This is a genomic window from uncultured Pseudomonas sp., from assembly GCF_943846705.1.
GTDB lineage: Bacteria > Pseudomonadota > Gammaproteobacteria > Pseudomonadales > Pseudomonadaceae > Aquipseudomonas.
In genome coordinates this window covers 1,989,705-2,016,639 of the sequence record NZ_OX044366.1, presented here as the reverse complement: position 1 = coordinate 2,016,639, position 26,935 = coordinate 1,989,705, and the positions used below count along the sequence as shown (strand labels likewise).

Here is a 26,935-nt window from a genome sequence, read left to right as displayed (position 1 = left end):
AGCTCGGCCCTAGCAGCAAATAGGCCAGCGACTTTTAATAGGTGCAACACACATGAGCAGCAGCCTCACAGGTCCAAGGAAAGTCCTCACGCGGGTGCGCATACCGGTCAATGAGCTGGCCCTAGGCATGCATGTGATAGAGCTCGATAGGCCGTGGCTGGAAACTGACTTCCTACTACAGGGCTTCATCATCAAGGAGCGAGCGGAGATAGACTCACTTCAGCGGCAGTGCGCGTTCGTTTACATTGAAGGTGTAGCGCACCAACTCGATGTACAGCCCGAGCCTGACGCAAAGAGACCGGGCCTACTGAGCCGCTTCATCGGCAACAAACTCAACAGGCCGGCAGCCGCGCAAGAACCTTCGCCACTGCCCCCGAGCAAGCCGACCGAGCAGACGCGCACGACCTACATCAACAAGATCGACACCGAACAAGAAATGCAGGTTGCTCGGGACAGCTACAGCTCCGCCAAGACAGTGGCAAAAAACATCATGGAAGACCTGCGTATCGGCCGCATGCTCGACATGAACCAGGCACGTAATACGGTCGACGAGGTGGTCGACAGCCTGCTGCGCAATGATGATGCACTGGTGTGGCTGACCAAGCTGAAGAACCAGGATGAATACACCGCCGAACACTCGCTGAACGTATGCATCTTGTCGGCGGCCTTTGCCCGACACCTGGGCCATGATGAAGCGGAGATACGCAAAATTGGCCTTGCCGGGCTGCTACACGACATTGGCAAAGCGAAAATACCTGTAGAAATACTCAATAAACCAGGCGCGCTGGACGCCAATGAGCGCGCCCTGATCAAGCAGCACCCTAATCTCGGGCGGAGTTTGTTGATGACCTCTGCAGCCGTCGAGAATTACACGATCGACGTCGCCTACAGCCATCACGAACGCGTGGATGGTACTGGCTACCCGCGTGCATTGCAGGCTCACCAGATTCCCTATTACGCCAAACTGGTTGCCATCGTCGACACCTACGACGCCATCACCAGCAGCCGTGCTTATGACAGCGGGCGCGCCTCAATGGAAGCTCTGGAGATTATTTACAACAGCCGCAATAGCCACTTTGACGCGGACCTGACGGTGGAGTTTATTCGCTGCATCGGCGTCTACCCGCCGGGGGCCATTGTCGTGATGACTAATGGCGAAGTCGGCATCGTGGTCGAGTCAAACAAGAGCAGCAAACTTCGCCCCAAAATTATCCTAGTCAAAGATAGCGCGAAGGAGTGGCAGGAAAAACGCACTATTGATTTGAATCAGGGCGCCCAAGATAAGAACGGCAAGCCCTATGCCATTGCCCACGAAGTGCCGAACAAGACTTTCGCTATCGATATCAAAGCGTTTCTAGACGAGGGCTGGCTGGTTTTCGCAACGACGTAAACAACGCAGCCGCCCCCAGCGGCATGCCAACGCTACGCATGCAGCAAGTGCTCGAGGAGCCGTTACTTGCGCGGTTTAGCTCGCGCAGTGGGCTCGGCAATCAAGGGATCATCCGGCCAGTAGTGCTTGGGATAGCGCCCCTTGAGATCCTTCTTCACCTCGGCATAGGTGCTGCGCCAGAAATTGGCCAGATCCTGGGTCACCTGCACCGGCCGACGCGCGGGTGACAACAGATGCAACTTGACCACCTGCCTGCCACCGGCAATACGCGGGGTATCAGCCAAACCAAACAACTCCTGCAAGCGCACCGCCAGCACCGGCGGTTGCTCGCTGTAGTCCAGACCGATGCGCGAACCTGAAGGCACCTGCACACTGCGCGGCGCCAGCTCATCCAGACGCTGCGGCAGCGGCCAAGGCAGCAGGTTCAGCAGCAGGCTGGGCAAGTCCAGATTGGCGAAATGGCTAAGCCGGCTGACGTTATCCAGATAAGGCTGCAGCCAGTTCTCCAGCGTCGCCAACAAGGCGGCGTCACTGACATCCGGCCACTCGCTCGCGCCCTTCGCGGCCAGATCCAGGGTGCGCAGCAGCGTCACCCGCGCCTGCCACTGGCGTAACTCGGGCGTCCACGGCAACAACGCCAAGCCCTTGCGCTGCACCAGGCCGAGCAAGGCGCGGCTGCGCTGCTGTGCAGTCAAACCGGTTAAGGCCTCGCGGGACAGCACCAACTCGCCGACCTTGCGCTGGCGCTCGGCACGTAGCGCGCCCTCACGCTCATCCCAGTCCAGCACCTCGAGACTGCTGACCTGCTCGGCCAGCACGCCCTCAAACAGGTGTGGCTGCAACTCGGCAGCCAAGTAGATACGCTCTTCACGTTGCCCCTGGCGGCTGCCCAGATCGGCCACCACCAGCCAGCCGTGCTTCATCAACCCATCGACTTCGGCAAACAGCGCCGCCCGCCCGTTCGCCAGGCGATATTCAGCAGCACCAGCGCGGCGTTGCTGGGCGATACGATCCGGGTAGGCAAACGCCAGCAAGGCGCCCAGCCAGCGTGGATGCTCGGGATCACAGACCGCCTGCAAACTGGGCCGACGCTTGAGATAAGCCTGGAACTGTCGGGACAGTTGCCGGGCACGCTGCACCCCACCTTGAGCGCTGCGCCCACCGCGCGACTCGCCTGCCAGTAGGGCCAGCCGACTGTGCAGATCGGCTCCCGCTCCGCGCAGGATGTCACGCTCGCCAAGCAGCGCCGCCAGGTCGCAGGCCAGCGGGCCCAGCCCCAGCTCCTGCCCACGCAGCAGCAAGTGAGCGATACGTGGATGGGTTGGCAGTTCGGCCATGGCCTGACCGTGTTGGCTCAACACCCCCTGGGCATCCACCGCCCCCAGGCGCGCCAGCAACTCCAGCGCCTGGGCATAAGCGGCGGCGGGCGGCGGATCGAGCCAGACCAACTCATCCGGCTGCACGCCCCAGCGCACCAGCTGCAGGGCCAACCCGGCGAGATCAGCCTGAAGCATTTCCGCCGTACCGTAAGCAGCCAATTGTTCATGCTGCGCCTGCGACCACAGGCGATAGCACACGCCCGGCTGCAAACGCCCGGCGCGGCCGCTGCGCTGAGTAGCCGAGGCTCGGGAAATACGCTGAGTATCCAGGCGGGTCATGCCACTGTTCGGATCGAAACGCGGCACCCGCGCCAGCCCCGCATCGATCACCACCCGCACGCCGTCGATGGTCAGGCTGGTTTCGGCAATATTGGTCGCCAACACCACTTTGCGCAGCCCGGCAGGCGTCGGCTCAATGGCCGCGCGCTGGGCATTGAGATCCAGTTCACCATGCAACGGGCAGAGCAGGATGTCGCGGCGACCGGCGAGCGCCTCGGTCAGCTGTTCATTAACCCGGCGAATTTCCGCCTGCCCCGGCAGAAACACCAGCACACTGCCCGGCTCATCGGCCAGTGCCTGTAAAACGCTCTGCACGACCTTCGGCTCAAGCCACTCCCCCGCCTGCCAGGGCGCGCCCCAACGGATATCCACCGGAAACATCCGCCCCTCACTGCGCAGCACCGGCGCATCCTCCAACAGTCCGGCCAGGCGCTCGCCCTCAAGGGTCGCCGACATCAGCAGCACCTTTAGCGGCAATTCACCAGAGTCCTCGCCGCGAAACATGGCGCGGCCATTCAGGCACAGCGCCAACGCCAAGTCAGCGTCTAGGCTGCGCTCATGAAACTCGTCAAAGATAACCAGGCCGACGCCGTCCAGCGCCGGGTCATCCTGCAGACGCCGCGCGAGAATGCCTTCGGTGACCACTTCGATACGGGTGCGCGGGCCGACCTTGCTGTCCAGTCGGATGCGGTAACCAACGGTTTGCCCCACCGCTTCGCCCAACTCGCTGGCCAGGCGCTCGGCCGCCGCCCGCGCTGCCAGCCGGCGCGGTTCGAGCATGATGATGGTTTGCCCGGCCAGCCAGGGTTGATTCAGCAGCGCCAGCGGCACACGGGTGGTCTTGCCGGCACCGGGCGGCGCCTCCAGTACGGCTTCATTACGCAAGGTCAAGGCCGTGCAGAGGTCGGGCAGCAGCACATCGATAGGCAGGGAATTCATGCGGGCTCCAGTCAATGGGCGCAATTATAACGGCGAACCTGCCAGGCATTCGTGCTGTCTCAGCACCGCATTAGCTAAGGTTAAATGCACTGGCAGCGCCTGACGCAGCGGCATTGCGCGACGGGCATTGTTATAGTTGCGGCACTTTTTCAGGGAGATGTTCAATGCGCATTCAAACCCGCGTTATCGGTGGCCTGCTCGTCGCCGCTTTGTTCACCCAACTCACCGCCTGCGGCACCCTGTTCTTCCCGGATCGCCGCGGCCAGATCGAAGGCCGCATCGATCCGGTGGTGGCCGGGCTCAACGCAATCGGCATTCTCTTTTATGTGCTCCCGGGGCTGATCGCCTTTGGTATCGACTTCGCCACCGGCGCGATCTACCTGCCGGGTGGCCTGACTGCACAGGTTGCACCGCAAGACCTGCAGAACCTGGTCGATGCCGACGGCAAGATCGACCCACTCAAGCTCAAGGCGCTGATCGAAGTGCAAACCGGTCACAGCCTGCCGCTGAACGATCCACGCCTGCTCCAGCACAGCGGAAGCATTGAGCAACTGGCCGCGTACGGCCTGCGCCCAGCCGCTTAAATCCCACTATAAATGCCCGCCAGCACGGCGGGCTGAGCTCTTTCATTCGCGCGAGCCTTGGCAGAACGCCCCTATTCTGGATAGCCCGTGAACATACCGCCGCAACATGCCCGGCTCATGCGCCTGGCGACCTTCGCCGCGCTGGCAGCTGCTCTCACGCTGGCGCTGGCCAAAGCCATTGCCTGGTGGTTCAGCGGTTCGGTCAGCCTGCTGGCAGGCTTAACCGACTCACTGCTCGACGGCGCGGCCTCGCTGCTTAACCTGCTCGCCGTGCATTACGCCCTGCGTCCCGCCGACGAGGATCACCGCTACGGTCATGGCAAGGCCGAAGCCCTAGCCGGCCTGGGCCAAGCGTTGTTTATCGGCGCCAGCGCCTTACTGGTGGGCAACCACGCCATTGACCGCCTGCTGCACCCCGAGCCAATTGGCGCGCCAGCCCTCGGCATTGCGGTGATGCTGCTGTCGCTGCTGGTCACGGGCGCGTTGCTGCTGTTCCAAGGCCATGTAGTGCGCCTGACCGGCTCCACGGCGATTCGTGCCGACTCCCTGCACTACCGCTCGGATCTACTGCTCAACAGCAGCATCCTGCTGGCGCTGCTACTGGCCAGTTACGGCTGGCCACAACTGGACGCCATTTTCGGTATTGGCATTGCGCTGTATATCTTCTGGAGCGCCATCAGCATCGTCCGTGAAGCGGTCACCGTGCTGATGGATCAGGAGCTCGACCCGCAGATCAGCACCCAGATGCACAGCCTGGCCTGCGCCGTACCCGGTGTATTGGGCGTGCATGATTTACGCACGCGACTGTCCGGCACCCACTGGTTTGTCCAGCTGCATGTGGAGCTGCCCGGCGAGTTGAGCCTGCAGCAAGCCCACCAATTGTGCGACCAAGTCGAGACGGCCATTCGCCGCGAATTCCCCCGCGCCGAAGTGCTGGTGCATGCCGACCCCTGCAACGTGGCCGGGCACCCGCCCCCCACTCGAACAGGTAACTAGCACGCAACAAAAAAGGGAGGCCTGCAGGCCTCCCTTTTTATCTGTCCGTCATTGTGGCGATGATAACGCCTTTTCTTCGCCCGCCTGGTTGGGCAGTGCGGGCCCGGGTGCCGTGACGATCCGGTGGGATCGGCGGCGACCGCTCACCTGATTGGGCGAGACGGCTGGACGTGTTGTCCGGGCCTTGAAGTTGATACAAAGCTTACGCTCACCACCGCAGTGAAAGATTGCTAATATTGCTTAAGTTCAGCTCAATTACGCAATTAATCACCACACGCAAATGATAAAGCACAACCAAATAACGATTTAGAGGCAAATATGAACAGACTTGATCGTTACGACCTGAATATCCTCGCCGAACTGCAGCGCGACGCCACCGTGTCCAACCAGGAGCTGGCCGAACGCATCGGCCTGTCGCCCTCGCCCTGCTCGCGACGGGTCAAGCAGCTTGAAGACGACGGCTATATCCTCGGTCAGGTCGCCCTGCTCGACCGTAAGCAGCTCGGCCTGACGCTGACCGCCTACGTCCTGATCGGCATGGACAAGCACACCCCGGAACGCTTCGAGCATTTTCAGGAAGAAATTCGCAAATGCCCGCAAGTGCTCGAATGCTGCCTGGTCACCGGGATGGACGCGGACTATCAGCTCAAGGTGGTGGTGCCGGATATGGATCACTACCAGAAGCTGCTGCTCGGCACCTTGACCCGTATCGAGGGCGTTTCCAGTGTGCGCTCCAGCTTCGTCCTGCAGCAGATCCTCTCCAGCACCCAGCTGCCGTTACAGCACCTGCGCGGCTGACGGACACCCCTTCCGGCGGGACGGTGCGCGCGTATAATCGCCGGCCGTCGAAACTCCGTTATTCCCGAAGAGGCCTCATGGAAACCGAACAGTTCGAATCGTTGATGATGTACGCGTTGGTCGGTGGACTGATGGTGTTTATGTTTTTCATCATCTGGGACCTGGCAAAAACCTCCAAAGCCGGCCGCATGGGTACGGCGATCCTGTTCCTCGGCCTGGGCCTGTGCCTGTTCGCCTTCCTGGCCAAGCCGATCATCACCTACATCATCGAGGCGAGCCGCGGCATTCACGGCTGATGACCCGCTCACTCGCGTGGGTATCGCTGCGCTCAAGCCACGCTACAAACGCGCCTCGACCTCTTTCCATTCGCCGGGCTGCAAGCCGTCCAGACTGAACGGGCCGATACGCACGCGCACCAGACGCAAGGTCGGCAAACCAACGGCGGCCGTCATGCGCCGCACTTGGCGATTGCGCCCCTCACGGATCACCAGTTCCAGCCAGGCGGTGGGGATGCTTTTACGAAAACGCACCGGCGGGTTGCGCGGCCACAGCTGCGGCTCCTCCAGCTGGCGCGCTTCGGCCGGCAGGGTTGGGCCATCGTTGAGCTGCACACCATCACGCAGCTGCTGTAGCTGCGCCTCGCTGGGCTGACCCTCGACCTGCACCCAGTAGGTTTTCGCCAGTTTGTGTTTGGGGTCGGCGATGCGCGCCTGCAGACCGCCGTCGTTGGTCAACAGCAGCAAGCCTTCGCTGTCGCGATCCAAACGCCCGGCCGGATAAACACCTGGCACCTCGACAAAGTCCTTGAGAGTGGCGCGGCCTTGCTCATCGTTGAACTGTGTCAGTACGTCGAAGGGCTTGTTAAGCAGCAATAGGCGCGGTGCGGCGGGAGCGGCTTTAGCCACTCGGCGCTCGGCAGGCTTGCCAGCGGGACGCCGCGTAGCGGCTGGGCGAGGGGGACGGGGCATGACAAATCCGAACTGAACAACTGAGACGCGCAGTGTAACCGAGGCAGGCGTTGGACTATCACCCCGGCTTATCCAGGCATATTTCACGTGACGAGCAGGCTATGCTGGCTGCGTTGTGTTCCCTTCACAGAGGCAATCGCCATGAGTTCGTCCGCACCCGACGTCGACACCTTCACCGGCTGGGCCGCCAAGGCCCCCGGTGCGCCCCTTGAGCAGTTCAGCTATAACCCCGGCCCGCTAGGGCCTGAAGACGTCGAAGTGGCGGTGGAATATTGCGGCATCTGCCACTCCGACCAATCGATGATCGATAACGAATGGGGCAATGCGCGCTATCCGTTTATCCCCGGCCATGAAGTGGTCGGCACCATCGTGCGCCTAGGTGAACAAGCGCGCGGCCTCAAGCTCGGCCAGCGCGTAGGCATCGGTTGGTACAAGGGCAGCTGCATGCATTGCGGCTCGTGCATGGAGGGCTCGCATAACCTCTGCCGTACGGTGAAACCAACCATCGTCGGCAGTAACGGCGGCTTTGCCGACCGTCTGCGCAGCCACTGGGCCTGGGCCGTGCCACTGCCGGTCGGGCTCGACCCAGCGCTGGCCGGGCCGCTATTTTGCGCCGGTTCCACGGTATTCAGCCCACTGCTGGAGTTCGGCGTTAAACCAACCGATCACGTCGGCGTAGTCGGCATCGGCGGCCTCGGTCACCTGGCGCTGCGCTTCCTCAACGCCTGGGGATGTGACGTCACCGCGTTCACCTCATCGCTAAACAAACAGGACGAAGCCAAACGCCTGGGCGCGCACAACGTCGTGGCCTCGACCGACAGCGCCGCGATGAAGGCGATTGCCGGCAGCCTGGATTTTCTGCTGGTAACCGCCAGCGCTGACCTGGATTGGAACGCCCTGCTCGGCACCCTGAAGGGCAAAGGCCGCCTGCATTTTGTCGGTATCGTACCGAGCGCCATTCCCATGCACGTATTCAGTTTGATCCCGCAGCAGAAGACCCTGTCCGGCTCACCGGTAGGGTCGCCAGCGAGCATGGCGAGCATGCTGGAGTTCTGCGCGCGCCATCAGATTGTGCCGCAGGTTGAGCACTTCCCGATGAGCAAGGTCAATGAAGCCATCGACCACCTGCGCGCCGGCAAGGCGCGTTACCGCGTGGTGCTCGACGCCAGCAAATAAGCCCAGCTGAAATGCAAAAAGCCCGAGCGCAAGCCTCGGGCTTTTTGCATGCCTTGCGCATGACTAGCGGAACGGCGGCTCGTCAAAGCTGCGCAACTTGCGCGAATGCAGCGAGTTGAGCTGATTGCGCAACAGGTCGAGCGCGGTGATGCCTATGTGCAGGTGCTGGGTCACGGCGCGCTCGTAGAACGCACCCGCCGCCCCCGGCAATTTGATCTCACTGTGCAGCGGCTTGTCCGACACGCACAGCAGCGTGCCGTAGGGCACCCGCAGGCGGTAGCCCTGGGCGGCGATGGTGCCGCTTTCCATGTCCACCGCCACCGCGCGCGACAGGTTGATCAACGGCCGTTCCTGGGCCCAGCGCAGCTCCCAATTACGGTCGTCATAGGTCAGCACAGTGCCGGTGCGCAGGCGTTTTTTCAGCTCATTGCCCTCTTCACCGGTGACTTGCCGAGCGGCCTCCTGCAGCGCTTGCTGCACTTCAGCCAAGGCTGGCAGAGGAATGTTCGGCGGCAGCACACGGTCGAGAATGCCATCGCGGCGCATGTAAGCGTGGGCCAGCACGTAGTCGCCAATGGTCTGCGATTGGCGCAGCCCGCCGCAGTGGCCAATCATCAGCCAGCAATGCGGGCGCAGCACGGCCAGGTGATCCGTGATGTTCTTGGCGTTGGAGGGGCCGACGCCGATATTGACCAAGGTGATGCCATCACCTTCTTTCTCGCCCTGCAGGTGATAGGCCGGCATCTGGTAACGGTGCCAGATGACGTTTTCGATAATCGCCTGCATCTCGCCTTCGGCCATGCCGCGCTCGATCACCACATTACCGGGCATGACCATGCGTACAAAGCGCGAGTCGCCGACCAACATATCCAGGCCGTGGCGGATGAACTGATCAACATAACGGTGGTAGTTGGTCAGCAGAATCCACGGCTGCACATGCCGCCAGTCGCTGCCGGTGTAATGCACCAGGCGACGCAGGGAGAAATCCACCCGCGCCGCGTCGAACAATGCCAACGGCAACGGGTCGGTGTTTTCCCAGTCGTACAGGCCATCGGCCGTGCCGTCAGTGGCTGCGGACAAATCGGTGCTGGGGAACACCCGCGCCAGCTCCGCAGCCGTCACCCCGGAGCCGGCCAGCTCATCGCCCTGCTCGACGACATAGGGGTAAGGAATACTCTGCTGGCTGATGCCCACCTCCACGCGCACGGTGAAGTCGCTCATCAGCGGACGCAGCTGCTCCAGCAGGTACTTACGAAAGGCCGCCGGGTGGGTGACGGTGACACTGTAGGTGCCCGGCACCTGCACCTTGGCATAGGCGCGCGCGCTGGTGGGGGTTTCACCATGGCCCTGGTAGGTCAGACGCAACTCGGGGTAGCGAAACTGACTGTGTTGCGCCGCATCGGGTTTGATGCGCTCTTTCAAGTAGCGCTTGAGCGCCGCACTTAAGCCGCTGGTTGCTTGCAGATGCAATGCGGCCAGACGATCGACCGCCTCTTCAGCGCTATTGGCGACAACAAAATCATCAGAACACGTATTCACAAGACACCTTCCTGGCTGATCCAATGGTTCTATCTTGCCCTGCCCCGTCGCGGATGCGATAGCGCGCGTTGCATTTACCGGCTACTTGAGTAGCGCTTGCAGATCCTCAGGCAACGGCTGCGGACTCAACGGGCTCACGCGACGCGTACCGGGGTTACCCAGCGGGTAAATACCCACCAGCGAACCCAGACTGCCAGGTATACGTAACAGTTGTGCGCCACACTCGGCCCAATCGCGTTGCCGCCAGGCCCACGCCAGTATCCATAGGTGGCTGCGCAGGTGCTCGCTGAAGTAACCCTGGCCGAGGATATGGGCACGCTCCAGATGGCGCAGCTCGGCGGCGGGATCATGGCCGCACTGGGCGCGGGCCAGTAGCTGTTCCTGCCAAAAGGCTTGTTTACGGGTCATGGCGTTACTCCTGCAAAGGTTCGGCATCAGCTTGCAGGCGCGGGGCGGCCCCCAGGTCAAGCCTGAGCAGGCAACAGATGAATGGCTGTTGAGCCGCCAAACGCTATGCCTGGATGCGCCGATGCCGGGCGATAGCCGTTAGCCAAGCTATGCAGCGCGATCGTTTCAGCGACCCGTACGGCTCGCTGAAACGATCGCGGCCAATGATTAGGCCGGCTGGTGCAGTCGTGCGTTGAACAGCGGCCCACGGCTGTAGCTTGAGAGCGCTTTGGCCGCAGCCAATACACCCAGATCGACCAGCGGCTCGAGCAGAATCACGCTCATATACGCCAGGCCAAAGCTGCCCACAGCCACCAGGTTCTCACCGGAGAAGCCGTTGCCGTAGATCGCCCAGAAGGCAACCCAGGCGACGATGCCGCCCTGATAGGCCGTCGACAACGCCAGCGCCTGCTTGTAGGAAAGCTCCACATAGGCAGTACCCGGCGCAATGATGCGCTTGGCCAGCAGATGAATACCCCACAACGGCAGCAGCAAGGTGGTCACGTTCATGCCGTACTGCGGCAGGTCGAACTGGGCGAACAGCAACCCCTGCAGCAGCAGGCCAACGGCTAAGCCGACAGCTGTTGCGCCGGCACCGAACAGCAGCAGCAGGGTTGAGCCAAGGATCAGGTGTACTTCGGAGACGCCAACCGCTTGATGCGGAAAGACCTCGAAGAAGCAGAACACCAACGCGGTGGTCAGCAGGCTACGCAAAGTCAGGGCGGCGACGCTGCCGTTGCTGCGTACGCTATCGAGGGCAAGCTTGACTGTGAGGCCAAAGGCACCTGCGCCGGTTGCATAGCTGAGAAAGAGTTTGGTGCCAGTGACGACTTCGGGTTCGATGTGCATAGAGGTTCCTGTACCGCGCCCACCGCGCGATGATCTGGATTGAGGGTGTGGGCATAAGCGCCCGGCTTCGATGGCAGGTCTCCTGGCTCACGGCTTAACACTTCGCCCGCCTTCCCGACCTTGCGGCCAGTGGCGTAGGGGCATCGCTCACCGTTTACAGTTGCGGGGGCAGCCATGGCTTCGGTACGTGTTGCAGTACCCACCATGTTCCCTTTTCATCCACTCGCGTAACACGCTGTGGAACCATCGGCGGCCACCTTACCCGGCTACACGCAGAAATGACAGAGCCCGGCGCAGAGGGCCGGGCTCAAGTTGAAGTCTCACACTGCGATTCGCGCAAATGCCCTGGCTAGAGAGCTATGTGCCTCACAGCAAATGCGGCGTGCTGCGCGCCAGTAGCGTCTCGACAGCCACGCCACGCGGCAAGGTGCCATAAACCCGCCCCCCTTGACCGCCCAGACGGCTGACGATGAAGGCGTCAGACACGCTGGCATTGCCGGCTTCCAGCAGCAGTTTGGCCTGTAACGCCAGGGCCACGTCCTCGGTGAGCTGGCGGGCGCGGTACTGGATGTCCGCGGTGTCGCGGAAATCCGCTTGGAGCTTGGCGATATGCGCACGCAGGCGCGCATCACCATGGCCGTCGCCCAGTTCGGTAAACAGCGCATCGAGCACGCCCGGCTCCTTCGACAACGCACGCAGCACGTCCAGGCACTGCACGTTGCCCGAACCCTCCCAGGTGGAGTTGACCGGCGCTTCGCGGTACAGCCTTGGCAGGATGCTGTCCTCGACATAACCAGCGCCGCCCATGCACTCGGCGGCTTCGTTGATCATGGCCGGCGCACGTTTGCAGATCCAGTACTTGCCTACGGCAGTGACCAGCCGCGCAAACTTGCCTTCCTGCTCATCCTGCGGGTTATCCAAGGCCTTACCCATGCGCAGGGTCAAGGCCAGCGCGGCTTCGCTTTCCAGGGCCAAATCGGCCAGCACGTTTTGCATCAACGGCTGCTCGCTGAGCACCCGCCCACCTACTTGGCGATGGGCACAGTGGTGCGCGGCCTGAGTCAGGGCCTGACGCATCAAGGCACTGGAACCGATCATGCAATCGAAGCGGGTCAACGCGACCATCTCGATAATGGTCGGCACGCCACGGCCCTCCTCGCCCACCATCCAGGCCAGCGCGCCGCGAAACTCCACTTCACTGGAGGCGTTCGACCAGTTGCCCAGCTTGTTTTTCAGGCGCTGGATATACAACTCATTGCGCGTGCCGTCCGGGCGGTGACGCGGCAACAGGAAACAGGTCAACCCCTTGCTGGTATGGGCCAGGGTGAGAAAGGCATCGCACATCGGCGCCGAGCAGAACCACTTGTGGCCGACTAACTCATAGGCCTGACCAGGCCCACCGAGGCCGACCGGATAGGCGCGTGTGGTGTTGGCACGGACATCGGTGCCGCCCTGTTTCTCGGTCATGGCCATGCCGATGGTCGCCCCGGTTTTCTGCTCAATCGGCAGGTTGCGCGGGTCGTACTGGGTCGAGAGAATTTTCGGCAGCCACTTCTCGGCCAGATCGCCCTGCAACTTGAGCGCCGGCACGCTGGCGAAGGTCATGGTCAGCGGGCAACCGCTGCCGGCTTCGGCTTGCGTGTGCAGGTAGTTCATCGCGGCGCGCGCCACTTGCGCACCCGCCTGTTGCTCAGCCCAGGGCATGGACGGCAGCCCGTGCTCAATAGCGGTGCTCATCAGCTGGTGGTAGGCCGGGTGAAACTCCACCAGATCGACGCGATTGCCATAACGATCGTGACTTTTGAACACCGGCTTATTCTCATTGGCGAGAAAGCCGGCGGCCATCAGCTCACCACCGGCCAGCGCGCCATATACGTCCAGGCGCTGCTCGGCCCAGCCGCCGCCAAAACGCTGAGTCCACTCCTGCAGCGGCAGGTCGACGCGGTACAGGTTGGCACCGTCCAGCGACGGCACCTGGTTGAACACCTCATGGGTTTCGGCATGTTGGCTGGCATTCATGACTGCGGCTCCTCTTCGTGCAATGGGGCGCCCACGGCGCGTAGACAAAAGGTGACAAGACCCTGGCTGACTTCAGCCAAGCTGAGTGCCGGATAACCGGCTTCACGGGCCGCACGCGCCGGCGGCGATAACGGGCCGACCAGGGCTTCGGCAATCGCCCCGACCAGACAGGCTGCAGCCAGGTTGACCTGCTGCACGCGGAATACGCCAAGGGCAGCGCCCTCGTGCAGCAATTCGGCAAATAGTTCGGCATAGGCTTCGCGATAGAACAGGCGCTGTTCGTCGACTTCGCTATCAACCGGTTCGGCGATCAAGGCAAAGGCCAGCTGACGGCTGTCCCAGGCCCGCGCAGCAAAGCGCTGAAGCCCGGCAGTCAGGCGCTGTACCGGGTCGCCAGGGCCACGCACAATGGCCGCCAGAGCGTCGATTTCATGCTGACTGGCCACGGCAAACACCTCGGCTGCCAGCTCGCCCTTATTGCGCACATGGCGGTACAGGCTGCCGGTGGCGATGCCGACATCCTCGGCCAGGGCCTGCATGGTCAACGCGACGAAACCACCCTCGGCGACCCGCGCCAGCGCGGCACTGATGATGCGCTCACGCAGCGCCTGGTCGCGGTCGATACGCAGTGCAGTGGGGCGATAGGCCATGGTCTGAATCCCGATTCACAATCACTTGATTGAATCAGGATTCAGAGTTTGGCTAAAGGGTGATTCCGGGCACAACAGCAGGCATATCCGCCAGCCACTGGCGCATACAACTTACCGCGCTAGAGTTCGCGACAGAGCACCCAGTCATGCAGCAGGCTGCGCAGCTGCTCAAACTTCACCGGTTTGGCCAGGTAATCACTCATCCCGGCAGCCAGGCAGCGCTCACGGTCACCGCTATGGCTGTGGGCGGTTATCGCCAGCACCGGCAGCAGCTGACAGCCTGGCAGGTTGCGCAGCGCGCGGCAGGTGGCAAAACCGTCCATCACCGGCATTTGGCAATCCAGCAGTACCGCGTCAATGGTCTCGCTCCGCAGCACGTCCAGGGCTTCGGCACCGTTGTCGGCGGTACGCACCTGATACCCCAGCTTGAGCAGCATGCCGCGGGTGACCAGCTGGTTAATCGCATTATCCTCAACGATCAACACCGTGCATGCTTGCGGCTGGCGCACCACCGGGCCACTGGCACGCAGGACGGCAGCCGCCGGGGTGGATATCTGCACGGGCAAGCCCAGCGGCAGGTCCAGGCGAAAGCAACTGCCCTGGCCTGGTTGCGATTCATGGCTAAGGTTACCGCCGAGCAAATCGACCAATTGCCGGCAGATCGCCAGACCGATGCCGAGCCCGCCGTATTGACGGGTCAGTGAGCCATCCAGTTGCTGGAAGCGTTGGTACAGCTTGCCATCGGCCGGGGTGGTAAAGCCCACGCCGCTATCGATCACCTCAACACGCAACGGCAAAATGTCGCTCGCACTGCCGCCCCGACGGACACGCACCCGCACTTCGCCAGACAGGGTGAACTTGATGGCGTTATCGAGCAGGCAGTTGAGGCTCTGCAACAGCTTGCCGGCGTCACCCTCCAAGGTGTCCGGCAGGCTTTCGTCGAGCTCCAGAACAAAGCGCAACGCCTTCTCTTCGGCGCGCGGCGCGTACTGTGCCCGCAAACCATCAAACAAGCCGCGCAGGCTGAACGGCTCACGCCGCGGGTAGAGTCGTCCGGCCTGCAGCTCGGTCAAGGCGAGGATGTCGTTGACCATGCGCATCATGTCGCGCGCGGAGCTGGCGGCAGTCTTCTGGTAATGCGCCAGCTCACCTTCGAGGTTGAGCATCTGCATCAACTCCAACGAGCCGATCACCCCGTTCATCGGGGTGCGCAGCTCATGGGTGACCGTGGCAAGGAATTCGTCTTTTAGCCGATTACTGTTAGCCAGTTCTTGGTTAAAGGCCTCCAGCTTGAGGCCAGCCTCCCGGAGGATCCGCGTGCGCTCTTCCTTCATGGCGTTGATGCGGTCGGCCAGCGCCAGCGACAGCAGGCCCACCTCCAATGCCGAGCCGATCTGGCTGGCATACATGGTCAGGAACATATTGGGCAGATAGCCCAGCACCATCAGGGTATTGATCACCCCACCGACGAGGAAAGCACTCCAGGCGAAGATGAAATAGCGCGCCACGCGCATGCCGCGCATCCAGGCAAGGATGCCCGCACTGAAGATCACCACGGTAAAGCCCAGCGCCAGGTAAGTGGCCAGGCGCAGCGACAGCGCGTAGCTGGCCGTCAGCGCCAGGGCCATCACCAGCACGCCAGCGGCCATCATCAGCAACAGGGCACGGTCAACCCAGGGACTGTGCTCGGCGGTATGCAGAAAACTGCGAGAGAACTGACAACCGAACAACGCTGCCGCGCCAATCAGAAACGGCGTGGCCGCATTCGCCCACCACGGGTTATTCGGCCAAAAATACTCAATCGCCGCACCGTTGACCGACAGCTGATAGAAGCCGAACGCGGCAATATAGAGGATGTAATACAGGTAGCTGGTGTCGCGTACGCTGAGGAAGATAAACAGGTTGTAGATCAGCATCACCAGCAACACGCCATAGATGATGCCCAGCACATAGGTGCGTGCCGGCTGCTCCTCCAGGTAGGCATTGGGCGCCCAGAGCGTTAGCGGTGCCTGAATAGAACCCTGGCTTTCTAGCCGCAGATAGACGCTTTGCGGCTGCGCCGGTGCCAGCTTCAGCTCAAACACATAATTGTGCTGTTTGATCTCGCGACTGGAGAACGGCAACGCATCCCCAGTGTGCTGACGTAGCTGGTAACGCCCCTGCGCATCAGGCAGGAACAGCTGCACATGGTCGAGCGGCGGATACGCCAGCTCCAGCAACCAGGGTTGCACACCCGTCGCCTGCTGCGGGCGGTATTCAAGATCCAGGCGCAACCAGAACACCGAGCGCGAATAGCCAGCGTTGAGCACGGCCTTGTCATGCTGTCGGAAGCTGGCCTGCAAGGCAGGCGAGGAGATGTCCTCAATTCTGGCATCGCCGCGCACATCCTCAAATACCGCGATGGACTTGCCGAGCGGCAGGCTGCGGGTGTGCTCATCAAAAACCAATGCCCCTGCCAACCCTGGCAGCAACATCAAAAAACACAGAAGGATGTAGGGCATGCAACTCAGCCAGAGAGGCCCATAACGCCGTGAGACGTAGCCGGGGCGGTGTTTTCAGATGATTGGCACTCTAGCATAGGCATTTACCCCAGAGCCTCAGGAAATACCTGAACTGCTTGGGGTTTTACGCCATAGATCGAAGCAGACCGCTGGGTAATAACGGCGTGCGACAGATCGTCCGCCTGGCGGCCTTTCATCACGCACCGGGGTCTCCACGCCGTGGTTTGGTGGTAAGCTCGCGCACCATGAAAACGCCTACTTCTCGCCCCGTAGTGCTGTGCCTGTCCGGTCATGACCCCAGTGGTGGTGCCGGCCTGCAAGCTGATATCGAAGCCCTGCTCGCCCAAGGCTGTCACGCTGCTCCAACCGTGACCGCGCTGACCGTGCAGGACACCGTCAATGTGTCTGACTTCCGCGTGCTCGACCGCGACTGGGTGCTCGCCCAGGCCAACGCGGTGATCCACGACCTGCCGGTTGAAGCCGTCAAGCTGGGCATGCTTGGTTCGGTCGAGATGGTCGAAACCGTCCTGGAGATCATGCAACGCCTGCCCGGCATCCCGCTGGTTTGTGACCCCGTGCTGCGTGCCGGCGGCGGCGGTGCACTGGGTAAGGATGAAGTGGGCTACGCGATGCGCGAGCGCCTGTTCGCCGTATCGACCATTGCCACACCAAACCTGCCGGAAGCGCGCATCCTCGCCGAACTGCCTGAAGGTACGGCTGATGAATGCGCGGAAAAACTCCTGCAGCATATCCAGCACCTGCTGATCACCGGCGGCCACGGCGATGAGCATCAGGTACACAACCGTCTGTATTCGCGTGACGGCAGCCGCCACACCTTTACCTGCCAGCGCCTGCCCGGCAGCTACCACGGTTCGGGCTGCACCCTGGCCAGCACCTTGGCCGGCCGCCTGGCCTTGGGCCAGGAACTGGTCAGTGCCGTAGAGTTCGCCCTCGACTACACCTGGCGCACCCTGCGCGACGCCGAGCAGCCGGGGCATGGTCAGTACATTCCACGCCGCTTGCCCCTGGACTTCTGCTGATGGAGCGCACCCGATGAAATTGCGTGGCCTGTACGCCATCACCGACAGCCAACTGCTGGCCGGCAAGCTGCTGCCCTACGTCGAGGCGGCTCTAAAAGGTGGTGCAACACTGCTGCAGTACCGTGACAAATCCACCGACGACGCCCGCCGCCTGCGTGAGGCCGAGGCCCTGCGCGAGCTGTGCAACCGCTACGGCGCCGCGCTGCTCATCAACGATGACGCTGAGCTAGCGGCCCGTCTTGGCGTGGGCCTGCACCTCGGTCAAGAGGATGGTTCGCTGTCGGTCGCCCGCGCCTTACTTGGGCGGCAGGCGATCATCGGTGGCACCTGCCACGCTCAGCTGGAACTGGCTGAAGCGGCGGCTAAAGAAGGCGCCAGCTACGTCGCCTTCGGCCGCTTCTTCAACTCCAACACCAAGCCTGGCGCGCCCAGCGCTGACGTGGCGCTGCTCGATGCCTGCAAAGGCCGGATCAACCTGCCGATCGTTGCCATCGGCGGTGTGACCCTGGACAACGCGCCCGCGCTGATTGCCCACGGGGCGAGCATGGTCGCGGTGATCCACGGCCTGTTCGCAGCCGATTCGGCCGCCGAAGTCGAGCGCCGCGCCCGCGCCTTTAGCGCCCTGTTCAACCCTAAATAATCGCCGGGCGCGATTTTTAATCGTCGCGCAACAACGGCCCAAAGGGTGGCTGCCATGGATGGCAGGCCATAACCAATTGTTCACAGGGCGATCCGACTCGCCCCACAGCCAAATTTCAGAGGCCCTGCCATGTCCCGCTCCGAAACCCTATTCAATGCAGCCCAGAAGCACATCCCCGGCGGCGTTAACTCCCCCGTGCGCGCCTTTAAAAGCGTTGGCGGCACGCCGCTGTTCTTCAAGCATGCGGAAGGTGCCTACGTCACCGACGAGGACGATAAACGCTACGTCGATTACGTCGGTTCCTGGGGCCCGATGATCCTCGGCCACAGCCACCCAGAAGTGCTCGACGCGGTGCGCAACCAGTTGCAACACGGCCTGTCCTACGGCGCGCCCACCGCCATGGAAACCGAGATGGCCGATCTGGTGTGCAGCCTGGTGCCATCGATGGACATGGTGCGCATGGTCAGCTCCGGCACCGAAGCGACCATGAGCGCGATTCGCCTGGCCCGCGGTTACACCGGCCGCGACAACATCATCAAATTCGAAGGCTGCTACCACGGCCACTCCGACAGCCTGCTGGTTAAAGCCGGTTCCGGCCTGCTGACCCAGGGCGTACCGAGCTCAGCCGGGGTACCCGCCGACTTCGCCAAACACACCCTGACCCTGCCATTCAACAACCTGGCCGCCGTCGAGCAAATGCTCAGCGAAGTCGGCGACAGCGTGGCCTGTATCATCGTTGAGCCGGTCGCCGGCAACATGAACTGCGTGCCACCTGCTCCGGGCTACCTGCAGGGCCTGCGCGAGCAGTGCGACAAACACGGCGTGGTGTTGATCTTCGACGAAGTGATGACCGGTTTCCGCGTCGCCCTCGGTGGCGCCCAGGCGCACTACGGCGTCACCCCCGACCTGACCACCTTCGGCAAGATCATCGGTGGCGGCATGCCGGTTGGCTGCTTCGGCGGCAAGCGCGAGATCATGCATTGCATCGCCCCGCTCGGCGCGGTTTACCAAGCGGGCACGCTGTCGGGCAACCCGCTGGCCATGGCCGCCGGCCTGACCACCCTGCGCCTGATCAAGCGCCCGGGCTTCCACGCCGAACTGAGCGACTACACCAGTCGCATGCTGCAAGGCCTGCAAGAACGCGCCGATGCTGCCGGTATCCCGTTCGTCACCACCCAGGCCGGCGGCATGTTCGGCCTGTACTTCAGCGCGGCCGACGACATCGTCAGCTTCGAAGACGTGATGACCAGCGATGCCGAGCGCTTCAAGCGTTTCTTCCACTTGATGCTGGACGGCGGTGTGTACCTGGCACCCAGCGCCTTTGAGGCCGGGTTCACCTCGATTGCCCATGGCGATGCCGAGCTGAAAATCACCCTGGACGCTGCCGAGCGCGCCTTCGCCGAGCTGAAGAAGACCTGATGCAGCTCAGCACGGCGTTGTCAGATGGCGGATTGGCGCTGGCCTGCTTGGCCTGCGCCATCGCCGTCGGCAAAGCACGCAAACACTACGGTGAGGGCGACCAGCCGGCGCTGTTCTGCGCCCTGCTGGGTTTTTTCCTGCCCGCCGCAGCGGCTGTCGCCGGGGTCATACGCTTTGCCATCGACCCCGGCGCAGAGGCTGCGCATTTGTGGCTGAGCCAGGCCAGCAGCTTTCTCGGCCTGCCGTTACTCGGCGCAGCCGCGTTGGCCCTCGGCCGGGGCTGGCAATGGAGCCGCGCTAACTGGGGCCGCATCCTGCTGGGCCTGTGCGCCTTCTTCGAACTGTTCCGGCAGATGAACCAGCTGGAGGATTATCGCCTGCTGCTTAACCTGACGACCTTGCTACTGATTGCCTACACCGGGGCGCTGCAGTGGCCCAAACGCGCCCCGCTGGTTGCTGCATTCGCCGTAGTCGGGCTGTTTTTGCTGGCCGGCGTGACCGTTGGCACCCAAGGCTTTCTCGGCCCACTGCGCCGCGTTGATCTGTTCCACGCCCTGCTAACGCTGGCTTATCCGCTACTGGCCTGGCTGCTGCTGAGCCTGCCCAGCCGTGTTAAATCCGCCAGTGCGGAAGAAAACCCGGTAAAGACTTTGTAAGAACGCTGCAGCTTATTTCATAATGTGACGGCCACCGCGTTTCGGTGGCCAGGCACATCGCCTGTTTTGTATCCCGAGGTAAATGGACTTTCATGAAACGCACCGGCCGCACCCTGTCCCTGGGCTGCCTGTTGCTCCTGCTGCCACTGCTTGCTTCGGCAGGCGGCAACTCCTTACTGATCCCTGCGCTTGGCAGCTGCTCACTTAATACTGCCGCCGAAGAACTGCCTGCCGCGCTCGACGCCTGCCAGCAAGCCGCCCTCAACGGTGATGTGCAGGCCCAGTTTGAGCTGGGCGAGTTCTACTACGACGGAAAGCGCGTCGAGCGCGACCTCAGCCAGGCACTGCACTGGTTTGAGCAGGCCTCGCTGCAAGGCCACGCACAGTCGCAGTACCACCTGGGCATGATGTTTTTCCGCGGTGAAGGCGTGCCGGCGAATGCCGTACAGGCTTATATCGTGCTGAAAATGGCGGCGGTAAATGGCTCGGATGAGGCCATGGACAGTGCCGACGTGATTGCCGCGCAAATGCCCCGCGCCGAACTGGAAATCGCCAGCCAGGTACTCGGGCAGATTTTCCGCAACTACCTGCTGGAGTTGCAGAACAGCGACACCCTGACCTCGCCGTTCGCACCGCTGCCCTGATTCAACGCAGGCTCAACCCGCCTGACACTCTTAGACTCCGTTTAAGCTCTCGCGAGCTAGAGCACTGCAAGACGCTACGTTAGCAACAGCCTCCGAGCTTGTTTTCAACGCAGCAGGGCCGGCGCGCAGCAGATCGTCTGCGGCTCTTACTTATCCGGCATCGGCATGGGAAACGACATGACATTGCCGCCGCCCTTGGCTTCGCTGATCTTCGGCGTACCGAGGCGCTCGACTTCGTCGATGCGGACGATCGCGTTCATCGGGATAAAGCTGCGCACCACGCCGTCGAACTGCGCCTTGAGTTTTTCTTCGCTGGGGTCGACGACCACCTGGGTGCGCTCACCGAAGACGAATTCCTCCACTTCCAGAAAGCCCCACAGATCACTTTGAAAGATCTGCTTGGCGTACATCTCGTACACCTGACCCTGGTTGAGAAAAATCACCTTGTAGATGGGTTCGCGCTTGCTCATGGTTATGCAGTCCGCACCGACGGGTTGTTTGGAAGGGCGCGGATCATAGCATAGCCGCCAAGCAGCCAACGCTAGGAACCCGAGGCATGGGCCTCTATAATGCGCGGTTCGTCGAATCACCCTTTTTGAGTGCGCATGACCAAGAAGCTCTATATCGAAACCCACGGTTGCCAGATGAACGAGTACGACAGCTCGCGCATGGTCGACCTGCTGGGCGAACATCAAGCCCTGGAAATCACCAACAAAGCGGACGATGCCGACATCATCCTGCTCAACACCTGCTCGATTCGCGAAAGAGCCCAAGACAAAGTGTTCTCACAGCTCGGCCGCTGGCGCGAGTTGAAGCTGGAGAACCCGGACCTGGTGATCGGCGTCGGCGGTTGTGTCGCCAGCCAGGAAGGCGCCGCGATCCTTGGCCGCGCGCCCTATGTCGACGTGGTATTCGGCCCGCAGACCCTGCACCGCCTGCCTGAAATGATCGACGCCGCGCGCAGCACCAAGATTGCCCAGGTCGACATCAGCTTCCCGGAAATCGAAAAATTCGACCGCCTGCCCGAGCCGCGCGTCGACGGCCCCAGCGCCTATGTGTCGGTGATGGAAGGTTGCAGCAAGTACTGCACCTTCTGCGTGGTGCCCTACACCCGCGGCGAAGAAGTCAGCCGACCAATGGCCGATGTGCTCAGCGAGATCATCCACCTGGCCGAACACGGCGTGCGTGAAGTCACCCTGCTCGGGCAGAACGTCAACGGCTATCGCGGCGAGACGAGCAACGGCCAGATCGCCGATTTCGCCGAGCTGCTGTATGCTGTGGCGGCCATCGACGGTGTCGACCGTATTCGCTACACCACCAGCCACCCGCTGGAGTTCTCCGATGCGCTGATCCAGGCCCATGCCGAGATCCCTGAGCTGGTGAAATACCTGCACCTGCCGGTGCAGTCGGGTTCTGACCGCATTCTCGCGGCGATGAAGCGCAACCACACCGCACTGGAATACAAGTCGCGCATCCGCAAACTGCGCGCCGCCGTACCGGACATTCTGATCAGTTCAGATTTCATCATCGGCTTCCCCGGTGAAACCGAGAAGGACTTCGAGCAGACCATGAAGCTGATCGAGGACGTCGGCTTCGATTTCGGCTATTCCTTTATCTACAGCGCACGCCCCGGCACCCCGGCAGCCGACCTGCCCGACGACACCCCGCCGGAGTTGAAGAAGCAGCGCCTGGCCTTGCTGCAGCACCGCATCACCCAACAGGGCGCCGAAAACAGCCGGCGAATGGCCGGTACCGTGCAGCGCATCCTGGTCACCGACTATTCGAAGAAGGACCCCGGCATGCTCCAGGGCCGTACCGAAAGCAATCGCGTGGTCAACTTCCGCACTGACAACCCGCGTTTGATTGGCCAGTTTGTCGATGTACGTATCGACCAAGCCATGCCCAACTCGCTGCGCGGCACGCTGCTGAGCGAAACCGACTGCAACTAAAGCCGCAGCGGCCCGAGCTTCCACGTCGCGGCCGCTAACGCTATTCTTGGTTTTTCACTACCCCAGCCGACTGGCGGCCATCACACGACCTTGAACACACCCATAGAACCACTTCGTTTTATCCTTGAACCCTTTGAGGCCCGCCGCTTCGCTAACCTGTGCGGCCAATTTGATGAGCATCTGCGCCTGATCGAGGCACGCCTGGGCATCGAACTGCGCAACCGCGGCAACCAGTTCGAGCTGATCGGCAGCGCCGGCCAGACCACCGCCGCCGAGCAGTTGCTGCGCCGTCTTTACCGCGAAGCCGAAAACACCGAGCTGTCGCCCGATCTGGTGCACCTGTTTCTGCAGGAGTCCGGCATCGAAGAGCTGAGCAACCCGGTGGTCGAAGCCAGCGTCGCCCTGCGCACGCGCAAAGGCATGATCCGCCCACGCGGGGCCAATCAGCAGCGCTACGTCAAAGCCATTCTCGACCACGACATCAACTTCGGCATTGGCCCAGCCGGTACGGGTAAAACCTACCTGGCCGTGGCCTGCGCGGTCGATGCTCTGGAGCGCGAGCAAATTCGCCGCATCCTGCTGGTACGCCCAGCGGTCGAAGCCGGTGAGAAACTTGGCTTCCTGCCCGGCGACCTGTCGCAGAAGATCGACCCTTACCTACGCCCGCTGTATGACGCCCTGTATGAAATGCTCGGCGTCGAGCAGGTGGCCAAGCTGATCGAGAAGCAGGTGATCGAAGTCGCGCCACTGGCGTACATGCGCGGCCGCACGCTGAGCAACAGCTTTATCATCCTCGACGAAAGCCAGAACACCACGCTTGAGCAGATGAAGATGTTCCTCACCCGCATCGGCTTCGGCTCCACAGCGGTGATCACCGGCGACATCACCCAAGTCGACCTGCCGCGCGGCACCAAGAGCGGCCTGACCCACGTGATCGACGTGCTGCACGATGTACCGGGCATCAGCTTTACCCACTTCAAGCCCAAGGATGTGGTGCGCCATCCGCTGGTGCAGCGCATCGTCGAAGCCTACGAGCGCTACGAGAACCGCATCCACGGCAAGCTCGATGACCTGCAGGACAACGGCAATGCTTGAGCTTGATCTACAGATCGCCAGCGACGCGGCCCAGCTGCCGAGCGAGGCGCAGTTCCGCACCTGGTGCGCGCTTGCCCTGCGCCAGCGCACGGCCGACTCCGAACTGACCATTCGTCTGGTTGATGAGGCCGAAGGCCGCGAACTCAACCACACCTGGCGGCACAAGGATTACGCCACCAACGTACTGTCCTTCCCGGCCGATGTGCCAGACGAGTTTCTCGATATCCCGCTGCTCGGTGACCTGGTCATCTGCGTGCCGGTGGTCGAGCGTGAAGCCGTCGAACAAGGCAAAGACCTGCAAGCCCACTGGGCGCATCTGGTGATCCACGGCTGCCTGCACCTGCTCGGCTACGACCACATCCTTGACGCGGAAGCCGAAGAGATGGAAGCGCTGGAACGCGAATTGCTGGCTGAATTGGGTCACCCTGACCCTTACGCCGATGAAGATGATTCCCCACACACAACACAGAAGGTTCCTGAGTAACCACCATGAGCGAAGACCGATCGAGCAACGAGCAGACATCCTGGTTTAATCGACTGACCCAGGCGTTTGCTCATGAGCCGAAAAACCGCAAGGAACTGCTCGAAGTACTGCGCGAAGCGCATCAGAACAAGCTGCTCGACAGCGAGGCGCTGGCCATTGTCGAAGGCGCCATTCAGGTCGCCGACCTGCAGGTCCGCGACATTATGGTGCCGCGCTCGCAGATGATGAGCATCAAGGCCAACCAGTCGCCCAAGGAGTTTCTGCCGGCGATCATCGAAGCCGCGCACTCGCGCTACCCGGTGGTCGGCGAAAGCCTCGACGATGTCATCGGCATCCTCCTGGCCAAGGATCTACTGCCGTTGATCCTGCAAGGCGACCAGCCCAACTTCAACATCAAGGACCTGCTGCGCCCGGCCACCTTTGTGCCCGAGTCCAAGCGCCTGAATGTGCTGCTGCGCGAGTTCCGCGCCAACCATAACCACATGGCCGTGGTGATTGACGAGTACGGCGGCGCTGCCGGCCTGGTGACCATCGAGGACGTGCTCGAACAAATCGTCGGCGACATTGAAGACGAGCACGACGTTGAGGAAGACAGCTACGTCAAACCCCTGCCTAGCGGCGACTTCCTGGTCAAAGCACTGACGCCGATCGACAGCTTCAATGAAGCCTTCGATACCGAGTTCTCCGATGACGAATTCGACACCGTCGGCGGCCTGGTGATGAGCGCCTTTGGTCATCTGCCCAAGCGCAATGAAGTCACTGAAATCGGCGGCTTCCGCTTCCGCATACTGAATGCCGACAGCCGGCGGATTCACCTGCTGCGCCTGACCCCGATCAATAACTGATCGACATACACGGCCACCCTAATCGGTGGCCGCTGTGCATAGTCGGCCCAGTAGCCCCAAGACTTTCCCCACCCCATCTTCCGTTTTACCCTTGCGCCACCTCAATCCAAGGACCTGCATGCAATGCACTGGATAACCCGACCTGGCTGGCCCGGCAACCTGATCGCCCTGCTTGCGGGCGCCATCACCACACTGGCGCTGGCACCCTTTGATCTGTGGCCGCTGGCCCTCCTCTCCATCGCCCTGTTCTACCTGGGCCTGCGTGACCTCACACCGCGCCAGGCCACACTGCGCGGCTGGAGCTACGGCTTTGGCCTGTTCGCCGCCGGCACCAGTTGGGTGTATGTGAGCATCCACGATTACGGCGCGGCCTCGCCGCCACTGGCGGCGTTTCTCACCCTGCTGTTTGTCGGTGGCCTCGGCCTGCTGTTCGCCTTTAGCGCCTGGGTCTGGACACGTTGGCTACGCCGGGTGGAAGCGCCGCTGGCCGATGCACTGGCCTTCGCCGCCCTGTGGCTGGCGCAGGAAGCGTTCCGCAGCTGGTTCCTCACCGGTTTCCCCTGGCTGTATGCCGGGTACAGTCAGCTGGACGGCCCACTGGCCGGGCTCGCGCCGGTCGGCGGGGTGTGGCTGATCTCCTTTGCTCTGGCGCTGAGCGCCGCGCTGCTGGTGAACCTGGCGCAACTGCGCGTGCGCAAGGTATTTCTCGCCATCGGCATTGCCCTGCTCTGCGCGCCCTGGATCGCCGGCATCGCCCTCAAGGGCCACGCCTGGACCCAGCCGGTGGGTGAGCCGCTCAGTGTGGCGGCCATGCAAGGCAATATCGAACAGAACATGAAGTGGGACCCCGCACAGCTCAACGCGCAGCTGGCGCTATACCGCGACATGACCTTCAGCGCCAAGCCGACCGACCTGATCGTCTGGCCGGAAACCGCGGTACCGGTGCTCAAGGATCGCGCGCAAGGCTACCTGGGGGTGATCAATCGTTTCGCCACTGAGCGTAATGCCGCTCTGATTACCGGCGTACCGATTCGCCAGAGCAACGAATACGGCGAGCAGCGCTACTACAACGGCATCAGCGTGGTCGGCCAGGGCAGCGGCGACTACCTCAAGCAGAAGCTGGTGCCCTTCGGTGAGTACGTCCCGCTGCAGGACGTACTGCGCGGCCTGATCGCCTTCTTCGACCTGCCGATGTCGGACTTCGCCCGCGGCTCGTCGGAGCAAAGCCTGTTGCAGGCCAAGGGTCATGCGATTGCCGCGTTTATCTGCTACGAAGTGGTCTACCCAGAGTTTTCCGCCGGCCTGGCCGCGCAGAGCGATCTGTTGCTGACCATCAGCAACGACACCTGGTTCGGCCGCTCCATCGGCCCCCTGCAACACCTGCAGATGGCGCAGATGCGCGCCCTGGAAGCCGGGCGCTGGATGATCCGCGCGACGAACAATGGCGTCACCGCGCTGATTAACCCTTATGGCCAGATCACCGAGCAGATACCGCAGTTCGAACAGGCGGTGCTGTATGGCCAGGTGCAACCGATGCAGCAACTGACGCCCTACCTGTACTGGCGCGGCTGGCCGATGCTGATCGTTTGCCTGGTGTTGTTTGGCTGGGCGCTATTGGCCAGCCGCATGGCCAAGACGCTGTAACGTCC

25 protein-coding genes and 1 riboswitch are annotated in these 26,935 nt (G+C 62.2%); of the genes, 16 read left to right on the top strand and 9 right to left on the bottom strand.

From position 1 onward, the window contains the following. Window positions 1-52 precede the first annotated feature (52 nt). On the top strand, window positions 53-1,390 hold the full coding sequence (locus Q0V31_RS09385; RefSeq protein ID WP_298187270.1) for an HD-GYP domain-containing protein: 1,338 nt from the start codon (window positions 53-55) through the stop codon (window positions 1,388-1,390). A gap of 62 nt (window positions 1,391-1,452) precedes the next feature. Here the strand turns inward: Q0V31_RS09385 and hrpB are convergent, their stop codons facing one another. Then, window positions 1,453-3,987, bottom strand: a complete 2,535-nt coding sequence (gene hrpB / locus Q0V31_RS09380) for an ATP-dependent helicase HrpB (protein WP_298187267.1) — start codon at window positions 3,985-3,987, stop codon at window positions 1,453-1,455. A gap of 164 nt (window positions 3,988-4,151) precedes the next feature. Between hrpB and Q0V31_RS09375 the strand changes: the two genes are divergently transcribed. The 4 genes from Q0V31_RS09375 (at window position 4,152) to Q0V31_RS09360 (ending at window position 6,661) form a co-directional block, all read left to right on the top strand. Further along, window positions 4,152-4,571 carry a polyribonucleotide nucleotidyltransferase gene (locus tag Q0V31_RS09375; RefSeq protein WP_298187263.1) on the top strand — a complete coding sequence of 140 codons (420 nt, stop codon included), beginning with the start codon at window positions 4,152-4,154 and terminating at the stop codon, window positions 4,569-4,571. Between the two features lie 117 nt (window positions 4,572-4,688). Next, window positions 4,689-5,567 (top strand): cation diffusion facilitator family transporter, encoded by an 879-nt coding sequence (locus tag Q0V31_RS09370; RefSeq protein WP_298191006.1) that lies wholly within the window; start codon window positions 4,689-4,691, stop codon window positions 5,565-5,567. A 318-nt stretch (window positions 5,568-5,885) separates the two neighbouring features. Then, window positions 5,886-6,365, top strand: a complete 480-nt coding sequence (locus Q0V31_RS09365) for an Lrp/AsnC family transcriptional regulator (protein ID WP_298187260.1) — start codon at window positions 5,886-5,888, stop codon at window positions 6,363-6,365. A gap of 77 nt (window positions 6,366-6,442) precedes the next feature. Beyond that, window positions 6,443-6,661, top strand: coding sequence for a DUF2788 domain-containing protein (locus Q0V31_RS09360; protein WP_136663084.1), 219 nt, complete (start codon window positions 6,443-6,445; stop codon window positions 6,659-6,661). A 42-nt stretch (window positions 6,662-6,703) separates the two neighbouring features. On the opposite strand, the gene Q0V31_RS09355 is transcribed toward Q0V31_RS09360, so the two are convergent. Continuing rightward, on the bottom strand, window positions 6,704-7,270 hold the full coding sequence (locus tag Q0V31_RS09355; RefSeq protein WP_298191004.1) for a pseudouridine synthase: 567 nt from the start codon (window positions 7,268-7,270) through the stop codon (window positions 6,704-6,706). A gap of 204 nt (window positions 7,271-7,474) precedes the next feature. On the opposite strand from Q0V31_RS09355, the gene Q0V31_RS09350 reads away from it, so the two are divergent. Beyond that, window positions 7,475-8,509 carry an NAD(P)-dependent alcohol dehydrogenase gene (locus Q0V31_RS09350; protein ID WP_298187257.1) on the top strand — a complete coding sequence of 345 codons (1,035 nt, stop codon included), beginning with the start codon at window positions 7,475-7,477 and terminating at the stop codon, window positions 8,507-8,509. 63 nt (window positions 8,510-8,572) lie between these two features. Here the strand turns inward: Q0V31_RS09350 and amn are convergent, their stop codons facing one another. The 6 genes from amn to Q0V31_RS09320 form a co-directional block, all read right to left on the bottom strand. Continuing rightward, a complete protein-coding gene (gene amn / locus Q0V31_RS09345; protein WP_298187254.1) occupies window positions 8,573-10,048 on the bottom strand; it encodes an AMP nucleosidase in 1,476 nt (491 codons plus the stop codon). Between the two features lie 81 nt (window positions 10,049-10,129). Further along, a complete protein-coding gene (locus tag Q0V31_RS09340; protein ID WP_298187252.1) occupies window positions 10,130-10,456 on the bottom strand; it encodes a DUF3703 domain-containing protein in 327 nt (108 codons plus the stop codon). A gap of 207 nt (window positions 10,457-10,663) precedes the next feature. Next, window positions 10,664-11,344 carry an energy-coupling factor ABC transporter permease gene (locus Q0V31_RS09335; protein ID WP_298187249.1) on the bottom strand — a complete coding sequence of 227 codons (681 nt, stop codon included), beginning with the start codon at window positions 11,342-11,344 and terminating at the stop codon, window positions 10,664-10,666. A gap of 54 nt (window positions 11,345-11,398) precedes the next feature. Beyond that, a riboswitch (cobalamin riboswitch) is annotated at window positions 11,399-11,607 on the bottom strand. A gap of 103 nt (window positions 11,608-11,710) precedes the next feature. After that, window positions 11,711-13,363: an acyl-CoA dehydrogenase family protein gene (locus tag Q0V31_RS09330; protein ID WP_298187247.1), complete on the bottom strand. Its 1,653-nt coding sequence runs from the start codon at window positions 13,361-13,363 to the stop codon at window positions 11,711-11,713. Then, window positions 13,360-14,013: a TetR/AcrR family transcriptional regulator gene (locus tag Q0V31_RS09325; RefSeq protein WP_298187245.1), complete on the bottom strand. Its 654-nt coding sequence runs from the start codon at window positions 14,011-14,013 to the stop codon at window positions 13,360-13,362. The genes Q0V31_RS09330 and Q0V31_RS09325 overlap by 4 nt, the downstream gene beginning before the upstream one ends. 119 nt (window positions 14,014-14,132) lie before the next feature. Further along, window positions 14,133-16,514, bottom strand: coding sequence for a hybrid sensor histidine kinase/response regulator (locus Q0V31_RS09320; RefSeq protein WP_298187242.1), 2,382 nt, complete (start codon window positions 16,512-16,514; stop codon window positions 14,133-14,135). Between the two features lie 245 nt (window positions 16,515-16,759). On the opposite strand from Q0V31_RS09320, the gene Q0V31_RS09315 reads away from it, so the two are divergent. The 5 genes from Q0V31_RS09315 to Q0V31_RS09295 all read left to right on the top strand — a co-directional run bounded on the left by Q0V31_RS09315 (window position 16,760) and on the right by Q0V31_RS09295 (window position 20,913). Beyond that, window positions 16,760-17,554: a hydroxymethylpyrimidine/phosphomethylpyrimidine kinase gene (locus Q0V31_RS09315; protein ID WP_298187240.1), complete on the top strand. Its 795-nt coding sequence runs from the start codon at window positions 16,760-16,762 to the stop codon at window positions 17,552-17,554. A gap of 13 nt (window positions 17,555-17,567) precedes the next feature. Further along, window positions 17,568-18,194: a thiamine phosphate synthase gene (thiE, locus tag Q0V31_RS09310; protein ID WP_298187237.1), complete on the top strand. Its 627-nt coding sequence runs from the start codon at window positions 17,568-17,570 to the stop codon at window positions 18,192-18,194. 129 nt (window positions 18,195-18,323) lie between these two features. Continuing rightward, entirely contained in the window at window positions 18,324-19,613 is a 1,290-nt protein-coding gene (hemL, locus tag Q0V31_RS09305; RefSeq protein ID WP_298187234.1) for a glutamate-1-semialdehyde 2,1-aminomutase, read from the top strand. Continuing rightward, window positions 19,613-20,269, top strand: coding sequence for a hypothetical protein (locus tag Q0V31_RS09300; protein ID WP_298187231.1), 657 nt, complete (start codon window positions 19,613-19,615; stop codon window positions 20,267-20,269). Before hemL ends, Q0V31_RS09300 begins: the two co-directional genes overlap by 1 nt. A gap of 92 nt (window positions 20,270-20,361) precedes the next feature. Continuing rightward, window positions 20,362-20,913, top strand: a complete 552-nt coding sequence (locus tag Q0V31_RS09295; protein WP_298187228.1) for a tetratricopeptide repeat protein — start codon at window positions 20,362-20,364, stop codon at window positions 20,911-20,913. Window positions 20,914-21,059: 146 nt separating this feature from the next. Here Q0V31_RS09295 and Q0V31_RS09290 read toward each other — a convergent pair whose 3' ends face one another. Further along, the gene (locus tag Q0V31_RS09290) at window positions 21,060-21,383 is read right to left on the bottom strand and encodes a DUF1820 family protein (RefSeq protein ID WP_298187226.1); all 324 of its coding nucleotides are present in this window, start codon (window positions 21,381-21,383) and stop codon (window positions 21,060-21,062) included. 135 nt (window positions 21,384-21,518) lie between these two features. Here Q0V31_RS09290 and miaB point away from each other — a divergent pair, with 135 nt between their 5' ends. From miaB to lnt, 5 genes are all read left to right on the top strand, one after another. Then, window positions 21,519-22,862, top strand: a complete 1,344-nt coding sequence (gene miaB / locus Q0V31_RS09285; RefSeq protein WP_298187224.1) for a tRNA (N6-isopentenyl adenosine(37)-C2)-methylthiotransferase MiaB — start codon at window positions 21,519-21,521, stop codon at window positions 22,860-22,862. A gap of 90 nt (window positions 22,863-22,952) precedes the next feature. Continuing rightward, window positions 22,953-23,957 (top strand): PhoH family protein, encoded by a 1,005-nt coding sequence (locus tag Q0V31_RS09280; RefSeq protein ID WP_298187221.1) that lies wholly within the window; start codon window positions 22,953-22,955, stop codon window positions 23,955-23,957. Next, a complete protein-coding gene (gene ybeY / locus Q0V31_RS09275; RefSeq protein ID WP_298187218.1) occupies window positions 23,950-24,441 on the top strand; it encodes an rRNA maturation RNase YbeY in 492 nt (163 codons plus the stop codon). Before Q0V31_RS09280 ends, ybeY begins: the two co-directional genes overlap by 8 nt. A gap of 5 nt (window positions 24,442-24,446) precedes the next feature. Beyond that, window positions 24,447-25,286: an HlyC/CorC family transporter gene (locus Q0V31_RS09270; RefSeq protein ID WP_298187216.1), complete on the top strand. Its 840-nt coding sequence runs from the start codon at window positions 24,447-24,449 to the stop codon at window positions 25,284-25,286. Window positions 25,287-25,409: 123 nt separating this feature from the next. Beyond that, window positions 25,410-26,930, top strand: a complete 1,521-nt coding sequence (gene lnt, locus Q0V31_RS09265) for an apolipoprotein N-acyltransferase (RefSeq protein WP_298187214.1) — start codon at window positions 25,410-25,412, stop codon at window positions 26,928-26,930. Window positions 26,931-26,935 lie beyond the last annotated feature (5 nt).

Coding starts and splice junctions, on each gene's coding strand:
- Q0V31_RS09385 (WP_298187270.1), top strand. CDS start 53: ATGAGCAGCAGCCTCACAGGTCCAAGGAAAGTCCTCACGCGGGTGCGC.
- hrpB (WP_298187267.1), bottom strand. CDS start 3,987: ATGAATTCCCTGCCTATCGATGTGCTGCTGCCCGACCTCTGCACGGCC.
- Q0V31_RS09375 (WP_298187263.1), top strand. CDS start 4,152: ATGCGCATTCAAACCCGCGTTATCGGTGGCCTGCTCGTCGCCGCTTTG.
- Q0V31_RS09370 (WP_298191006.1), top strand. CDS start 4,689: ATGCGCCTGGCGACCTTCGCCGCGCTGGCAGCTGCTCTCACGCTGGCG.
- Q0V31_RS09365 (WP_298187260.1), top strand. CDS start 5,886: ATGAACAGACTTGATCGTTACGACCTGAATATCCTCGCCGAACTGCAG.
- Q0V31_RS09360 (WP_136663084.1), top strand. CDS start 6,443: ATGGAAACCGAACAGTTCGAATCGTTGATGATGTACGCGTTGGTCGGT.
- Q0V31_RS09350 (WP_298187257.1), top strand. CDS start 7,475: ATGAGTTCGTCCGCACCCGACGTCGACACCTTCACCGGCTGGGCCGCC.
- Q0V31_RS09340 (WP_298187252.1), bottom strand. CDS start 10,456: ATGACCCGTAAACAAGCCTTTTGGCAGGAACAGCTACTGGCCCGCGCC.
- Q0V31_RS09335 (WP_298187249.1), bottom strand. CDS start 11,344: ATGCACATCGAACCCGAAGTCGTCACTGGCACCAAACTCTTTCTCAGC.
- Q0V31_RS09330 (WP_298187247.1), bottom strand. CDS start 13,363: ATGAATGCCAGCCAACATGCCGAAACCCATGAGGTGTTCAACCAGGTG.
- Q0V31_RS09325 (WP_298187245.1), bottom strand. CDS start 14,013: ATGGCCTATCGCCCCACTGCACTGCGTATCGACCGCGACCAGGCGCTG.
- Q0V31_RS09320 (WP_298187242.1), bottom strand. CDS start 16,514: ATGCCCTACATCCTTCTGTGTTTTTTGATGTTGCTGCCAGGGTTGGCA.
- Q0V31_RS09315 (WP_298187240.1), top strand. CDS start 16,760: ATGAAAACGCCTACTTCTCGCCCCGTAGTGCTGTGCCTGTCCGGTCAT.
- thiE (WP_298187237.1), top strand. CDS start 17,568: ATGAAATTGCGTGGCCTGTACGCCATCACCGACAGCCAACTGCTGGCC.
- hemL (WP_298187234.1), top strand. CDS start 18,324: ATGTCCCGCTCCGAAACCCTATTCAATGCAGCCCAGAAGCACATCCCC.
- Q0V31_RS09300 (WP_298187231.1), top strand. CDS start 19,613: ATGCAGCTCAGCACGGCGTTGTCAGATGGCGGATTGGCGCTGGCCTGC.
- Q0V31_RS09295 (WP_298187228.1), top strand. CDS start 20,362: ATGAAACGCACCGGCCGCACCCTGTCCCTGGGCTGCCTGTTGCTCCTG.
- Q0V31_RS09290 (WP_298187226.1), bottom strand. CDS start 21,383: ATGAGCAAGCGCGAACCCATCTACAAGGTGATTTTTCTCAACCAGGGT.
- miaB (WP_298187224.1), top strand. CDS start 21,519: ATGACCAAGAAGCTCTATATCGAAACCCACGGTTGCCAGATGAACGAG.
- ybeY (WP_298187218.1), top strand. CDS start 23,950: ATGCTTGAGCTTGATCTACAGATCGCCAGCGACGCGGCCCAGCTGCCG.
- Q0V31_RS09270 (WP_298187216.1), top strand. CDS start 24,447: ATGAGCGAAGACCGATCGAGCAACGAGCAGACATCCTGGTTTAATCGA.
- lnt (WP_298187214.1), top strand. CDS start 25,410: ATGCACTGGATAACCCGACCTGGCTGGCCCGGCAACCTGATCGCCCTG.